This is a genomic window from Pseudomonas sp. JDS28PS106 (assembly GCF_036706555.1).
Taxonomy (GTDB): domain Bacteria; phylum Pseudomonadota; class Gammaproteobacteria; order Pseudomonadales; family Pseudomonadaceae; genus Aquipseudomonas.
The window spans coordinates 538,319-552,941 of record NZ_JBAJGT010000001.1 but is presented as its reverse complement, the minus strand read 5'-3'; the positions used below and the strand labels follow the sequence as shown (position 1 = coordinate 552,941).

The window sequence follows — 14,623 nt, the reverse complement described above, 5'->3', positions numbered from 1 at the left end:
CTCAAAATGCTCATTTACTGAAAGTAAACTCCGCTTTTTCGACCGATTTCGCCTTGTCTTGCCTTCGCTCGCCTATTTTGTAAACACCCTCTGATGAATGAAAGCGTGCGGCAAGGTGCCACTACTGTGCCTCAGTCATCGAAGATTCTCTTGATCAGGATCAATAGAACTCAGGTTTCCGGTTGCTGAACGTCGAGAGCGGGCAGGTTGAAGAAAGCGCGCGAGCAGGCGGTGCTATGAGCGGCCAGATCGCTTTCGGTTTCCCCGCGATGCAGCGCCACTTCACGCAGGACTTCGGTCAGATAGGCCGGTTCGTTGCGGCCATTCTTCGGCTTGGGCCGCAGGCTGCGGGGCAACAGATAGGGCGCATCGCTTTCCAGCATCAGACGTCCGCGAGGGATGTTACGTACCAAGGGGTGCAGGTGAGTTCCCCGGCGTTCGTCGCAGATCCAGCCGGTGATGCCGATGTGCAGGTCCATGTCCAGATAACTGAACAGTGCCCGCTGCTCGCCCGTGAAGCAGTGCACCACGGCGGCCGGCAGACTGTCGCGGTAGTCGCGCAGGATTTCCAGCAGGCGCTGGCTGGCATCGCGTTCATGCAGGAAGACCGGCAAGCGCAGCTCGGCGGCGAGCGCCAGATGCGCTTCGAAGACTTTCTCCTGCTGCGGACGAGGCGAGAAGTCGCGGTTGAAATCCAGGCCGCATTCGCCCACGGCGCGCACCCGGTCCTCCTTGAGCAATGCGCGAAGCCCGGCTTCGGTGTCCGCATTCCATTCGCTGGCCGAATGCGGGTGAATGCCGGCGGTGCAGAACAGCCGTAGAGCGCTCTCGTCCAGCTCATGGCACAGCTGCAACGCCTCTTCGCTGCCCGCCACGCTGGTGCCGGTGACCACCAGTTGCGCCACGCCCGAGGCATACGCGCGATCGAGCACCGCCTGTCGCTGGGTCGCGAAGCTTGGGTTGGTCAGGTTGACGCCAATGTCGATGAGTTGCATGGTGAGCTGCCTCCGGCCGAAGGCGCCGAGGATAGCAGAGCCTGGGCCACAACAAAAAAAGCCGCAGGCTCAATGGCTTGAATCGCAAGGTTCGCCGAACTCGAGCACGTTTCAGCGCTCTGTGTATCCGGTCCGTTCGCAGGGCGAGCGGGCACCAGGATTTGTGGAGGAATCAATGCATCGAACTGCGCTTGCCTGCCTTGTCAGCTTTCTGGCGCTGTGGCCGCTTGGCGCCGCCGCGCGCCCGGCCGGGCCCGAAGCAGTGCAGCAGCCGGCGCAGGCCCGTGACCTGGACACCATTCGCCAGCACAAGGTGCTGCGCGTTCTGGTCAACCAGAGCCGCAACAGTTCAGGTGGCGTGAAAGGGCAGGAAATCGGTGTCGAATATCACCGTCTGCAGGCTTTCGAGAACTATCTGAACGAGCAGGCCGCCGGTGGGCCCAGGTTGACCGTCAAGATTATCCCCAAGGCCAAGAACCAGTTGCTGGCGGCGTTGCGGCGGGGCGAGGGCGATCTGGTGGCGCCCGGCGAGTTGCTCGATACCGCAGGCTTTTCCGATGTGCGCGCCAGCCGGGCCATCGTTCATGATGTGCCTCTGGTGCTGGTCGGCGTCAGAGGCCACCGACGCTTGCAGCATCTGGAACAGCTGTCCGGACGCACCTTGAGCCTGCCCACGGGTAGCGCTGCCGGTACGGCGTTGCATGCGCTGAACCACCGGCTGGCAGCGCGCGGGTTGCCGCCCGCGAAAATCGAATGGGTCGATCCGAGCCTCGCCGTCGAAGATGTGCTGGAAATGGTTCAGGCCGGGATCTACCCGCTGACGCTGGTCGAGCAGCCGATTGCCGAGCGTTGGGCGCACGTCATGCCACGCTTGCGTCTGGACCGCAAGCTGGTTGTCAGGACCCATGGCAGCATCGCCTGGTTCATGCGCGACGACAGCCCCGAGCTGAGCACCAGCGTCGACAGCTTTCTCGCCGGCTACAAGCCAGCCCGTGGCCGGGATCTCGCTTTCGAAAAAGCCTACAAGAACATGTACCGGATCAATAATCCGCTGGTGCGCGGCAACGTGCGCAAGCTCGAAGAATTGCGGCCCGTGCTGCAGCGCCATGCCGACGCCCAGGGCATCGACTGGCTCGACCTGGCAGCGCTGGCGTTCAAGGAGTCCAAGCTCGATCCGCAGGCGAAAGGCTCGGGCGGGGCGACGGGGCTGTTGCAGATCACACCGTCCGCCGCCAAGCGTGTAGGCGTCGCGAACATTCAGAACACGGACCGCAATGTCCAGGCGGCCGCGCGTTATATGGCGTTGATCCAGCGCAAGTTCTTCGCCAGCCCGAAGGTCAACGAGCGCGAGCGCATGGCTTTCGTGCTGGCGGCGTACAACCTGGGGCCGGAGCGGGTTCAGCGCATGCGCAAGGAGGCGCGCAAGCGTGGGCTGAACCCGGATCAATGGTTCTTCCAGACCGAGCGGGTGGCGATGGAGCAGGGCGGCGCCAACGTGGTGACCTTTGTCAACAGCGTCAACAAGTACTACCTGGCATTCGACCGCCAGCGGAACCGGCTGGAGAGATGAGCGGAAATTTTAAAGATCGATAAGTTCGATGTATATGGTGGGTTTTTTGCGATATTCATATCGCATGATTTGATTATGATGGCGCCACTTACTTAATCACTGACGGAACGCTTCACCATGAACCCTTCGATCAAATCCCTGCTTTCGACCCGCGCCGGCTACGGCCTGACTGTTCTGCGCATTATCGTCGGCGTCATCTTCATCGCTCACGGCAGCCAGAAACTGTTTGGCGCTTTCGGCGGTTATGGGCTGGAAGGCACCGGCCAATGGATGGAAAGCATCGGACTGACACCGGGCTACCTGATGGCATTGCTGTCCGGAAGCGCCGAATTCTTCGGCGGGGTGGCGGTGTTGATCGGTCTGCTGGCTCGTCCGGCAGCCGTGGTTCTGATCGGATTGCTGCTGGTGGCGATCTTCTCGGTGCATATCGGCAACGGCCTGTTCATGTCGAACAATGGTTTCGAGTTCGCGCTGGCACTGCTGGGCGGCAGCATTGCGATATTGATCGAAGGCGCGGGCCGGTTGTCCGTGGACCGCGTCATCGCAAAATGACCGAGCGATAGCTCTGCGACGGGCCCGCCAAGTGCGGGCCTTTTTGCGTCGCGCGATTGCACGGGACGTTTGACAACCGATCGAGTGCTTCACTAGGATGCGTGCTCGAGCGCCGATTTAACAACTACTTGCGGGGCGCCGGGCAGGCCACGGCTTGTCCAAATACCGCTAAAACGTTGGTTCGGTGTTGCCTCCCACCGCTGCCCAGCGGAGCTTGGGAGGCTGAGAACTCGACACATGAACAACCTGCGTCCCCTCCTGCGTCTGTCCCCCGTCAGTACCGGCCTGTCCCGCAAGAACCCCAGAATTCTCCTTGGCGGGCAGCACCAGCCCACCTTGTTGCGCTATCTCGATGGCTGGCCGCGACGCCGTGGCGGCCCCCGTGCCTTTCTGATCAACTTCGTCGATGGTGACGCCTCGCTGGGCCAATACCGCGACAACGAATTCGACCTCGCCGTCGTGCAGTCGCCGCAGTCCGAGCGGGCAGCGTCGGTCATTCGCGACCTGACCCGGATCGCCCGCCAGGGACTGATCGCGCTTGGTTGAAACCCTGGGCGCTCGATAAGGCATTTTGCTGGCCCACCAGAGTCCGCGCTGTCGTCACAATTCTCGGCTTATCAAGGGATTAGGTGACTTTCCGCATGCGGATCTTGTTCAATGCCGTGGCCTGCGTCGCGCTGGCCGGTCTGTCGTTCACGGTTCAGGCGCGCAGTGCGACCGAACAACAGCGTTATGTCTGCACCTGGGGCTCGGACATCGCCCGCACGGCGCAGGCTTCCAAGCTTTCAGGCGTGACCCGCTACGGAGCGCGGCAGCGTCTGCAGGCGCGCAAGTTTGCTAAAAGCTGGATGCGGCCGATGGCGCTGGGCATCACCGAGCAGACCTACGACAGCGAGTCGAAGCTCAAGCCCGATGCGGTCAGGAAGATTTACTATGACGGCTGTATCAAACACGAACTGGCGCGTCGTTGACGGACGTGGCCGGGTCAATTGCTGGATTCAAGGACCATGTCGAGTACCAAGATCATTACGCAGGAAGGATTCGAGGCGCTGAAGAAGGAGCTCGACTACCTGTGGCGGGAGAAGCGTCCGGATACTACGCAGAAGGTCACCTGGGCAGCGTCGCTGGGCGATCGCAGCGAGAACGCAGATTACCAGTACAACAAGAAGCTGCTGCGCGAAATCGACCGCCGGGTACGTTATCTGCGCAAGCGTCTGGAAGACATGCGCGTGGTGAGCTATTCGCCCGAGCAGGAAGGCCGGGTGTTCTTCGGTGCCTGGGTGGAGATCGAGAACGAGGAAGGCGCGACCAAGCGCTTTCGAATCGTGGGGTACGATGAGATCTACGGTCGCAATGACTACATCTCCATCGACTCCCCCATGGCCCGCGCCTTGCTCAAGAAGGAAGTCGGCGACGAAGTGGTCGTGCAGGTCCCCGGCGGCGAAGCGCTGTGGTTTGTGAACAGCATCGAGTACCAATAGGCAAGCTCCGTCTTGCTGGCGAACACGCCCGGTCGGTCGCTTACCTCGTTGTAGGAGCCAGCTTGCTGGCGATAAAAGCGGCGCGGTGTATCAGGTAAATCGCATAACGCCCGTCGCGAGCAAGCTCCCTCCCACGGACATCCGGGCTGGACCCATCGCCAGCAAGACGGATCGCCCCCCGCTGGCTCCTACAACGTTCGGTGTCTTTACCCTTCCCGCAACACCGCCAGCGGGCTGGCATTGAGCGCTCGCCGGGTGCCGAAAACGCCGGCGCCGCCGACCAGCAGCGCACCGATCACCGGCAGCAACAGCAACCAGGGATGCGGTTGCCACTCCAGGGCGAAGGCGTAGCGGTACAGCACGAAGGTCACCAGTTCGCAGCCCAGCGCCGCCAGCAGACCGCTGGCCGCCCCCAACAGGCCGAACTCGATCCGCCGCGACTTGATCAGCAGCGCGCGTTCGGCGCCCAGCGCCCGTAGCAAGGCGCCCTGGCGAATACGGTCGTCCAGCGTGGCCTGCAATCCGGAAAACAGCACCGCGATCCCCGCGGCCAGCACGAACAACAGCACGAACTGTACCGCCAGCGTCACCTGGTCGAGGATGCTGCGCACCTGCGCCAACAGCGCTTCGACGCCCAGAATGCTGATCGCCGGGAAGGCTCGGGACAGCTCAACGATCTGTTTGTCCTGCCCGGGCGGCAGGTAGAAGCTGGTCAGGTAGGTAGTGGGCAGGTCCGCCAGGGTGCCGGGCTGGAAGATCATGAAGAAGTTGGGCTGGAAGGTGTCCCAGTTCACGTCGCGCAGGCTGGTGACCACCGCTTCACGGTTCAAGCCGCCGACAATGAAGCCAAGCCGGTCGCCGAGCTTGATCTGCAAGCTCTCGGCAAGCTTGGCTTCGATGGAGACCCCCGGCGTTGCATCGGCTGCAGGCGTCGCGTCGGGATTTTGCCACCACTGGCCGCCGGTCAGTGTGTTGCCTTCCGGCAGATCGGCTGCCCAGGTCAGGCTCAAATCGCGACGGGTAGCGTTTTCGCCCCGGGAATCCTTGACCACGAAGTGGTCGACCGGCTCGCCATTGATGCTGGTCAGACGACCGGGCACCACCGGGTACAAGGGTGCGGCGTGGGGTGAGATCCGGGTCAGGGTCCGGGCAAAGTTGTCCTTGTCGTCGGGCAGGACATTGAGCACGAAATAGTTGGGCGCATCCTTGGGCAGCTGGCTTTGCCAGGTGTCGAGCAGTTCGCCGCGCAACAACGCGATCAGTCCCATGGATAGCAGAATCAGGCCGAACGCCAGCGACTGGCCGGCCGCGGCGAGCGGATATCGCAGCAGCTGACCCAGACCGATTCGCCATGGTAGGGTCGCGCCGGACAGTAGCCGACGCAGGCTGTTGAGCCCGAGCAGCAACAGGCTGCCCAGCACCAGCGCCGCGACCACGCCGCCGCCGAGCAGGGCGAAGGTCAGCACCAGATCCAGGCTCAGTCGCCACATGATCAACCCCAGCGCCAGCAGCGCCGCGCCGTACACCAGCCAGGAACTGGCCGGGATCGGCAGCATGTCGCGACGCAGCACCCGCAAAGGCGGCACCCGGCCCAGAGCGGCCAGCGGCGGCAGGGCGAATCCCGCCAGCGCCACCAGCCCGGTGCTCATGCCCGCGAGCGCCGGCAGCAGGCCGCCGGGCGGAACCGTGGCCGGCAATAGATTCTGCAGCAGGGCAAACAGACCAAGCTGAGCGAACCAGCCCAGCAGCGCGCCGGCCAGGCTGGCGAGCACGCCGATGATCGCCAGTTGCAGACTGAACAGCGCCATAGCCTCACGGCGCGACAGACCGAGACAGCGCAGCAGGGCGCTTGCATCGTAGCGGCGCGCGGCAAAACGGCTGGCCGACAGCGCGACCGCGACCCCGGCCAGCAATACCGCCACCAGGCTCGCCATGTTCAAGTAACGCTCAGCCTTGCCCAGCGCGCCGCCGATCTGCTGGCTGCCATCGCGGGCGTCGCGGATTTCCTGATGCGGTTCCAGACTGGACTCAATGGACGAGCGATAGGCCGCCAGCGCCTCCGGAGCGCCGCTCCACATTTCCCGGAAGGTCACCCGGCTGCCGGGCTGCACCACATTGGCGGCGGCCAGATCCTGCTGGTTGATCATGACCCTTGGCGTCAGGCTGTAGAAATTGCCGGCCCGGTCTGGCTCATAGGTCAGCACCCGGCTCAGCCGCAAGGTCTTGGCGCCGACATCGATAGGGTCGCCCACCTTCAGATCGAGCGCGGCGAACAACCGTGCTTCCGCCCAGGCTTCGCCCGGTTGCGGACCACTGCCCGGCGCGTCGTCCTGATAGAGCCCCGGCGCGCTTTTCAGCTCGCCGCGCAGCGGGTAGGCGTCGTCCACGGCTTTGACGCTCGACAGCTGAATGCCGTTGTCGGTGGCGATCACGCTGGAAAAGATCACGATGCGCGAGTGCTTGAGCTCAAGCCGCTCGCCGGCTTCGACCTGTTCCGGCCGGGCCGGACTGGAACCCTGGAGGACCAGATCGGCGCCGAGAAACTCGGTCGCCCGCAGCATCATCGCTGCGTTAAGGCGCGCGCCGAAATAGCCGATGGCGGTACTGGCGGCGACCGCCACCACCAGTGCGAAGAACAGCACCCGCAGCTCACCGGCGCGGGCGTCGCGTTGCAGCTGGCGACCCGCGAGCGTAAGCAGATGGAGGAAGGGCAGGCGTGCCATCAAGGCTCCAGAGGGGCCACCAGACGGCCCCCTTCAAGACGGATCAGACGCCGGCAGCGATGTGCCAGACGCTCGTCGTGGGTGACCAGCACCAGCGTGGTGTGCCGCTCTTTGTTCAGTTCGAACAGCAGGTCGGTGATGCGCGCACCAGTCTGGCTGTCGAGGTTGCCGGTCGGCTCGTCGGCGAACAGCACGTCGGGATCGGCGGCGAAAGCGCGGGCGATGGCAACGCGCTGTTGCTCGCCGCCCGAGAGCTGGCGGGGCGTGTGGGTCAGACGCTTGCCCAGACCGACCCGCTCCAGCAGATCACGAGCCCGCTCGCGGGCGTCCTTGCGACCTTCCAGCTCCATCGGCAGCATGACGTTCTCCAGTGCGTTAAGGCTGTCGAGCAGCTGGAACGACTGGAACACGAACCCCACATGCTCGGCCCGGACCCGGGCGCGCTGGTCTTCGTCCAGCTCATCGAGCTTGCGACCCGAAAGCGTGACGCTTCCGGCACTGGGCAGATCCAGCCCCGCGAGCAGGCCCAGCAGTGTGGATTTGCCCGAACCCGAGGCGCCGACGATCGCCAGCGTGTCGCCCTTGTTCAGTTCCAGGGAGAGTTCGTGCAGGATAGTCAGGTCACCTTCGGTGCTGGAGACGACTTTACTGAGGCTTTGGGCACTGAGAATACTTTCACTCATGGAGAATCCGATGCGTGCGTGGTTTTTAAGTGCTGGCCTGGGGTTGCTGCTGCTGTCGCAAGGCGCAGTGGCGGGCACGGTGTTGGTCGTCGGCGATAGTATCAGCGCGGCTTTCGGGCTGGATACCCGTGTGGGCTGGGTCAGCAAGCTCGAACAGCGCATGCGCGAGGAAGGGCACGACGACAGAATCGTCAATGCATCCATCAGCGGCGATACCAGCGCCGGGGGCCAGGCGCGGCTGCCGGCGCTGCTTGCAGCCCACAAGCCTGAGCTGGTGATCATCGAACTGGGCGGCAATGACGGCCTGCGCGGCCAGCAGCCGGCGCAATTGCAACAAAACCTTTCTTCGATGATCGACAAGTCCCGTGAGGCCGGTGCCAAGGTGCTGCTGCTCGGCATGCGCATTCCGCCCAACTACGGCCCGCGCTACACCAAGGCCTTCGAGGACGCGTTCAGCACCGTCGCCGAAGAAAAACAGGTGCCGTTCGTGCCGTTTTTCCTCGAAGGCGTAGGCGGGGTGCCCGAGCTGATGCAGGCCGACGGAATTCACCCGGCGGCGGCCGCCCAGGACAAGTTGCTGGAAAATGTCTGGCCGGCCCTGAAACCCTTGCTTTGAGGCTTTCCCGGCGGGGGGCTTTCGGCTAAGGTGGCGCCCCCGAATCTGGAGCCCCCCATGCCGCGCCCCGCCTGGTCCTTGTATGCCTATCAATTGCTCGAGCCCGATGAGCAGCTCGACCTGTTCGCTTGCCAGGAAGTACGCGTGCACCTGATCGCCCGTCAGCTGGAACTGGGAGGCTCCGCCGACCGTACCCTGTGCGGCACATTGCTGCCGGCTCAGCCGCAACTTTCCTCGGTCGAAACCCAGGCGTTGCAAGACGAACGCCTGTGCCCGCTGTGCAAGGCGATCCTTGATGCCCAGCGCCGCGGCATGAACCCGATCTGGCCTGAGCTGTAGCCGGGCGGGCAGGCTCCCCGTTCCGTTTCCGGCGGTGTACACTCGGGTTCCTCCACACCCCGTTTGCTTCAAGGATTGTCCAGAATGTTGTCGCACATTCCAGTCGTAACCCGCTGCCTGTCGATTGCTGCTTTATGTGCGGCCAGCGCTGCCAATGCGCTGGAGTTTCCGCTGCCGCCTCCCGGCGAGGACATCATCGGTGAGGTCCAGGTGATCAAGGCGAAATACGAAGACACCTTCGCCGACCTGGGGACTCAGTACGACCTGGGTTATCTGGAAATGATCGCCGCCAACCCAGGCGTCGACCCGTGGTTGCCAGGCGCCGGGACCGATATCGTGCTGCCGACCCGCTTCATTCTGCCGCCCGGTCCACGCGAAGGCATCGTCATCAACCTGTCCGAATACCGCATGTACTACTACCCCAAGGGGCAGAACGTGGTGCACACCTACCCGCTGGGCGTGGGGCGAGAAGGCTGGGGATCGCCGATCGGTGTCACCAAGGTCATTGCCAAGACGCCCAACCCGACCTGGACGCCGCCGGCGTCGATCAAGGCCGAGCACGCGGCCGATGGCGATCCGTTGCCCGACGTGGTGCCGGCCGGCCCCGACAATCCGCTGGGGCCGTTCAAGTTTGGTCTCGGGATGTCCGGTTACCTGATCCATGGCTCGAACAAGAAGTTCGGGATCGGCATGCGCACCAGCCACGGCTGCTTCCGCATGTACAACAACAACGTGCTGGAACTGGCCGATATGGCGCCGGTGGGCACGACGGTGCGTATCATCAGCGAGCCCTACAAGTTCGGCGTCAGCGGTGGCAAGGTGTACCTGGAAGCCCACACCCCGCTGGACGATCTGGGCAACCCGTCGGTGGTGGACAAGCACACGGCGGTCATCAACGCCTTGCTCAAGCGTCAGGACTTCGCCAATAACCTGCGCATGAACTGGGACCTGGTCCGCGATGTGGTGGCGGCCGAAGACGGCATGCCGGTCGAGATCGCGGTGCCCGGCGAGCAGACTGCCGTATCGGACGCTCCGGTGATGTTTCAATAAGCCGGGCAGGCGATCCGGCAGCGGATCGCCTCGTTCACCGGACGCGCGCGATTACTCGTGATGCGCCTGACCGACGAAGGTCAGCGAAGTGAACAATCCCCGTGCTTCGATATCCTTGTCGTTGGCGACCGGCACGGATGTCTGCGCTGCGATCACATTCAGTCCCTCGTTGCGAACCACGACCTGCGCCATGCCCTGCGCGTCCGTTTCGGCGCTGACCTGATCCGGCGCGCCGCGATAATCACCCACCAGCTTGATGCCCGCGGCCGGTTTGCCATCCATCAGGACCTTGACCGGCAGCGGTTTGCCGACACCCACCGTCAGCGGATCGGCCTGGGGGACGATGACGAAGTCCAGTTTGTCGAGCGCGGGCAGGCGGGCCTTCTCCCGATAAATCGCCAGGCTGTACTTGAAGGTATGGCTGGACTCGGTGCCACCCGGCACCTGGCTGCGCCCCTGATTGATCCATTTGCCGGCGGGATCGCGCGCCCACATGCCATTGTCCAGTGCGACCGCCAGCGAGGCCTCGGGCTTGATCGGTTGCAAGCGTGCATGGTCGGCCAGGCGCTGCACGGTCACCGGGATCATCCTGCCGTGCGCATCGTAGGCCCATGCGCCGCTGATTTTTGCGGCCTTGAAGGCGCTGTCTTCGGCGCCATGACCGTAGACGACTTCGATGTTGCCGCGACGCTCTTCGGTCCACAGCCCGTGGGCTGCGGCTTGCGCTACGTGCAGGCTGCCGAGCAGGCCCAGGGCGATCACAGTTGCGGATGTGCGCATCATGTTTCCTCTTTTGTTATCGAGCGTTATCGGGATCAGAGACTCAGGGTGAAACTGACGGTGAAGTTGCGCGGCTCGCCGGGGTTGACCCAGTAGTTGCTGTACGAACGCTCGTAATACTTCTCGTCGAAGATGTTGTTGAGGTTCAGGCCCAGCGTCAGGTTGTCGGTGGCTTTGTAATGGGCGAGCAGATCGACGGTGTGGTAGGCGGGCAGTTCGAAGTCACCGCCCGACTCGCCGGAACGGTCGCCGACATAGGTGAATGCCGCCCCCAGATCCGAGCCGCGCAGCGGACCTTCCTGGAACTCGTACACCCCCAGCAGGCTGCCGCTGTGTTTGGCGACGCCGAGAATCCGGCTGCCCGTCGGGATCGCTCGATCGCCCTTGGTGACTTCCGCATCGATCCACGCATAGGCCCCGATGACTCGCACCGCATCGGTCAATTGCCCGCTGAACTGCAGGTCGATGCCTTGGCTGCGCGCCTTGCCCACCGCGCGGTTGCTGTCGGTGGCAGGGTCGAGGGCCAGCACGTTTTCCTTTTCGATGTGGAAGGCGGCGAGGGTGGTGCTTACCCGGTCGTCGAACAGTTCGGCCTTGATGCCGGTTTCATAGCCGACGCCTTCTTCCGGGTCGAAGGATTTGCCGCCCGCGTCCAGCCCGTTGTTGGGCTTGAATGAGGTCGACACGTTGGCGAACAGACCGACCTGGGGCGTCATCTGATACAGCAGACCGGCGCGCTGGGTGAAGGCGTCATGACGCTGGCTCGAACGGGCGTTCCTGGCGTAGTCGTCGGTGTCCTGATCGAAATGCTCATAGCGCGCGCCGATCATGCCCCGCAGCCTGTCGGTGAAGACGATCTGGTCCTGCAGGTTCAAGGCGCGGCTCTGCACATGCTCGCGAAAATCGGTGCCCGACCGCGCGCCATTGGGCTTGGGCTGGCCATAGACCGGGTTATAGATGTCGATGGCGTAGGGACTGCCGGCGATGGTCGTGACGCGCTCCTGCTTGCGGTAATCCTCGTACTCAGTGCCGATCAGCACCTCATGTTCCAGACCCAGGCCCGCAAGGCGTCCGCGAAGTTCCAGCTGGGTGATGCTGTCGTGCCAGGCATTGTCGCGTTCGCGGTAACGGCGGTTGACCGTGCGGCCGTCGGCGTTCAGCGGGCGCGCCTCGCTGGCGAAGCCCTGCATCTGGCCCTGCTTGTAGTGGCTGGCCAGCCGCAGCGACCAGGCGTCGCTCAGATAGTGATCCAGCGCGACCTGAATCCTGTTGTTGTCGTTATCGATGTCGTCGTCCGGTTCGCCGAGAAAAGTCGAGCGCGAGACGCCGCTCCACTTGTTGTTGGGTGCGACGACGCCTCGGTCGAACGTGGAGGTGTGGCGCACGAACTCGGACTCCACCAGCAGGCTGGTGTCCGGACTCAACTGCCAGCTGAAGGAGGGGGCGACGAACACCCGCTCGGCTTCAACGTGGTCGCGAAAACTGTTGTTGTTTTCCACGGCGAGATTCACGCGTGAGAGCAGGTTGCCCTGATCGTCCAGCGGGGTGTTGACGTCCAGCGCGGTACGGTAGCGGTCCCAGCTTCCCGCGCTGGCTTGCAGCGTCGTGAAGGCCTCGCGCTGGGGTTTCTTGGTGACGATATTGACGGTGCCGCCTGGATCGCCGCGCCCGTAAAGACTCGCGGCCGGGCCTTTGAGTACCTCGATGCGTTCGATGTTGGCCGCGTCGGGCGTGGCCGGATAGCCCCGGTTGGCGCTGAAGCCGTCCTGGTAGAACTCCGAGGTGGTGAACCCGCGAATGCTGTATTCGTACAGCGTGAGCCCGCCGAAATCGTTCTGTTTCGAGACGCCGCCGGCATATTCCAGCGCACGCTCGACGTCGTGGCTGCCCAGATCGTCGAGCACCCGGGCCGGCACGACGCTGATCGACTGCGGGATATCGCGGATGGCGCTGTCGGTCTTGGTGGCTGTAGCCGAGCGGGTCGCACGATAGCCTTCAACCGGGCCAGTTGCTGTTTCGTACTGATAGTCGGAGGTGACGTTGACGCTTTCCAGCTCGATGGTCTGGGACGCCTGCTCGGCGAAGCCGGTCTGGCTCAACACGCCGATGGCCAGACCGGTCAGCGACGCGAATCTTCGGGACGACATCTGTAAAATCTTCCTGATTGAATGAGTTATAACATAACAATAGCGGCGGGATTATTGTCGATTCGAGCGGCGGTGGATAGCGCTAATTGCGAGGGATTACCGAAAACGAAGGGAGCAGGCGGGCAGGTGAGGCGAGATTCTGGCGAAATCGAGGAGGAAAACCCGGCTCATACGGCGCCGTTCGACGCCGCATGATCCGGGGGAGAAACGTCAGGCCAGCAGTTCGGTTCCGAGCTGGAACGCGACCCACAACGCCAGACCTGTTGCGAAAGTCAGTGCGATATTTTCGAACAGGTTGTTGCGGTATTCCTTGCTCAGCAGCGACTTCTGGTTGGACATGATCAGCAGGCCGAGGGAAATGATCGGCAGGCCCACGATGTTCAACGCGTTGACGCCCAGGGTCAGGGTCACGAAGTCAGGCATGCCGGGCAGCGACCACACCAAAGGCGTGACCAGAATGAACAGCATGAACCACTTGTGCATCGGGTCATGATGGAATTCCTTGCCATAGCGTTTGCGACGTTCCGGACGGATGTGCTGGAAAGCGTCGGTGATCAACATCGGGAACGCGGTGGTCTTGCCCGAAACGCTGGCGAACAGCGTGGCGAATACGCCGATGAAGAACACGTACCAGCCGATCGGGCCGAAGAACATTTCCAGTGCCTTGCCCAGGTCCGCCAGGGTGTTCACCTCAAGGCCGTTGGGACGCAGAATCTCGACGCCGACCACCCAGATCGCCAGGTTGATGATGATGCCGACCACGACCGCGAACAGCAGATCGTTACGCTGAATGCGCTTATGCTCCGGCCCGACCCAGCCTTTCTGGCGCATGACGTACGGGTGAACGAAGTTGGCGATGGAGCCTGCGACCGCACCGATCACCGAGACCGCGACCAGCAGCGCGCCGTGCACGCCTTCGTCCGGCGGAATGCTGAAGCCGATGGTACCTTTGAGAATGCCGGTGATATCCGGGCCGGACATGATCGCCAGCGCCAGAAACGCCAAAGTCATGATCGCCAGCAGCAGCTTCATCACGCCTTCGATCATCGCGTAGACGTTGCGGCCCACCAGTAGCCAGACCGCGATCACCACCGCCACCGAGCACAGCAGCGGCTGATTCACGTTCAGCAGCATCGCCAGGGCCTCGCCCGCGCCCTTGACCATGTACGCGTTGATCAGATGGCCCATCAACAGCGCGTAGATCAGCATGAACCAGGCGAAGAAGGGGTGCAGCTGCGCATAGCCTTCGAGAATCGACATGCCCTGGTTATTGCACAGCTGGAAGCGCGCGATGATATTGACGATCAGGAACCTGAGAAGCAGGGAGATCGCCAGCACCCACATCATGGCGTAGCCATAATTGGCGCCGGCGACGGAGGAGGTGATCAGATCGCCCGCGCCCAGCCATGACAGCACCGCGATGATGCCCGGGCCGAGAAGCTTGGCGAGTTTCTTGAGACGAGGTTCGGCGACCGCGCCGAGTTTATCGTCCAGCGGAGGGCTGGTAGCCATGAGGGGGTATCTCCATTGTTATTGTAATAAGACGCATCGCAGTAAAGCTTAAAGTAAGACGTCGTACAACATGACTCGGTTCCCGATTGTAAGCGGGTTTTTCGAATCGGTCGCCAAGCAGCCTTACCAGCCTATCGGCGTCCCGGCATTTCCTCGTAGGAGCCAGCTTGCTGGC

14 protein-coding genes are annotated in these 14,623 nt (G+C 63.0%); 8 read left to right on the top strand and 6 right to left on the bottom strand.

What is annotated here, in order from left to right:
* Nucleotides 1-170: 170 nt before the first annotated feature.
* Nucleotides 171-995: a TatD family hydrolase gene (locus TRP66_RS02345; RefSeq protein WP_333399708.1), complete on the bottom strand. Its 825-nt coding sequence runs from the start codon at nucleotides 993-995 to the stop codon at nucleotides 171-173.
* Nucleotides 996-1,170: 175 nt separating this feature from the next.
* Between TRP66_RS02345 and TRP66_RS02340 the strand changes: the two genes are divergently transcribed.
* From TRP66_RS02340 to greB, 5 genes are all read left to right on the top strand, one after another.
* A complete protein-coding gene (locus TRP66_RS02340; protein ID WP_333399707.1) occupies nucleotides 1,171-2,565 on the top strand; it encodes a transglycosylase SLT domain-containing protein in 1,395 nt (464 codons plus the stop codon).
* A gap of 117 nt (nucleotides 2,566-2,682) precedes the next feature.
* Nucleotides 2,683-3,117, top strand: coding sequence for a DoxX family protein (locus TRP66_RS02335; protein WP_333399706.1), 435 nt, complete (start codon nucleotides 2,683-2,685; stop codon nucleotides 3,115-3,117).
* Nucleotides 3,118-3,354: 237 nt separating this feature from the next.
* Nucleotides 3,355-3,663, top strand: a complete 309-nt coding sequence (locus TRP66_RS02330) for a class I SAM-dependent methyltransferase (protein WP_333399705.1) — start codon at nucleotides 3,355-3,357, stop codon at nucleotides 3,661-3,663.
* A 95-nt stretch (nucleotides 3,664-3,758) separates the two neighbouring features.
* Nucleotides 3,759-4,088 (top strand): hypothetical protein, encoded by a 330-nt coding sequence (locus tag TRP66_RS02325; protein WP_333399704.1) that lies wholly within the window; start codon nucleotides 3,759-3,761, stop codon nucleotides 4,086-4,088.
* Between the two features lie 36 nt (nucleotides 4,089-4,124).
* Nucleotides 4,125-4,598, top strand: a complete 474-nt coding sequence (gene greB / locus TRP66_RS02320) for a transcription elongation factor GreB (protein ID WP_333399703.1) — start codon at nucleotides 4,125-4,127, stop codon at nucleotides 4,596-4,598.
* Between the two features lie 206 nt (nucleotides 4,599-4,804).
* On the opposite strand, the gene TRP66_RS02315 is transcribed toward greB, so the two are convergent.
* Together TRP66_RS02315 and TRP66_RS02310 are read right to left on the bottom strand one after the other, a co-directional pair.
* The gene (locus TRP66_RS02315; RefSeq protein ID WP_333399702.1) at nucleotides 4,805-7,321 is read right to left on the bottom strand and encodes an ABC transporter permease; all 2,517 of its coding nucleotides are present in this window, start codon (nucleotides 7,319-7,321) and stop codon (nucleotides 4,805-4,807) included.
* Entirely contained in the window at nucleotides 7,321-8,004 is a 684-nt protein-coding gene (locus TRP66_RS02310; RefSeq protein ID WP_333399701.1) for an ABC transporter ATP-binding protein, read from the bottom strand. Before TRP66_RS02310 ends, TRP66_RS02315 begins: the two co-directional genes overlap by 1 nt.
* Before the next feature lie 10 nt (nucleotides 8,005-8,014).
* Here TRP66_RS02310 and TRP66_RS02305 point away from each other — a divergent pair, with 10 nt between their 5' ends.
* The 3 genes from TRP66_RS02305 (at nucleotide 8,015) to TRP66_RS02295 (ending at nucleotide 10,009) form a co-directional block, all read left to right on the top strand.
* Complete coding sequence (locus tag TRP66_RS02305; protein ID WP_333399700.1) at nucleotides 8,015-8,620, top strand: arylesterase; 606 nt, start codon at nucleotides 8,015-8,017, stop codon at nucleotides 8,618-8,620.
* 57 nt (nucleotides 8,621-8,677) lie between these two features.
* A complete protein-coding gene (locus TRP66_RS02300; protein ID WP_333399699.1) occupies nucleotides 8,678-8,959 on the top strand; it encodes a hypothetical protein in 282 nt (93 codons plus the stop codon).
* 84 nt (nucleotides 8,960-9,043) lie between these two features.
* Complete coding sequence (locus TRP66_RS02295) at nucleotides 9,044-10,009, top strand: L,D-transpeptidase family protein (protein WP_333399698.1); 966 nt, start codon at nucleotides 9,044-9,046, stop codon at nucleotides 10,007-10,009.
* Nucleotides 10,010-10,060: 51 nt separating this feature from the next.
* On the opposite strand, the gene TRP66_RS02290 is transcribed toward TRP66_RS02295, so the two are convergent.
* The 3 genes from TRP66_RS02290 to TRP66_RS02280 all read right to left on the bottom strand — a co-directional run bounded on the left by TRP66_RS02290 (nucleotide 10,061) and on the right by TRP66_RS02280 (nucleotide 14,448).
* Nucleotides 10,061-10,789, bottom strand: coding sequence for a DUF4198 domain-containing protein (locus tag TRP66_RS02290; RefSeq protein WP_333399888.1), 729 nt, complete (start codon nucleotides 10,787-10,789; stop codon nucleotides 10,061-10,063).
* A 35-nt stretch (nucleotides 10,790-10,824) separates the two neighbouring features.
* Nucleotides 10,825-12,936, bottom strand: a complete 2,112-nt coding sequence (locus TRP66_RS02285; RefSeq protein ID WP_333399697.1) for a TonB-dependent siderophore receptor — start codon at nucleotides 12,934-12,936, stop codon at nucleotides 10,825-10,827.
* A 210-nt stretch (nucleotides 12,937-13,146) separates the two neighbouring features.
* Nucleotides 13,147-14,448 (bottom strand): Nramp family divalent metal transporter, encoded by a 1,302-nt coding sequence (locus TRP66_RS02280; protein WP_333399696.1) that lies wholly within the window; start codon nucleotides 14,446-14,448, stop codon nucleotides 13,147-13,149.
* Nucleotides 14,449-14,623 lie beyond the last annotated feature (175 nt).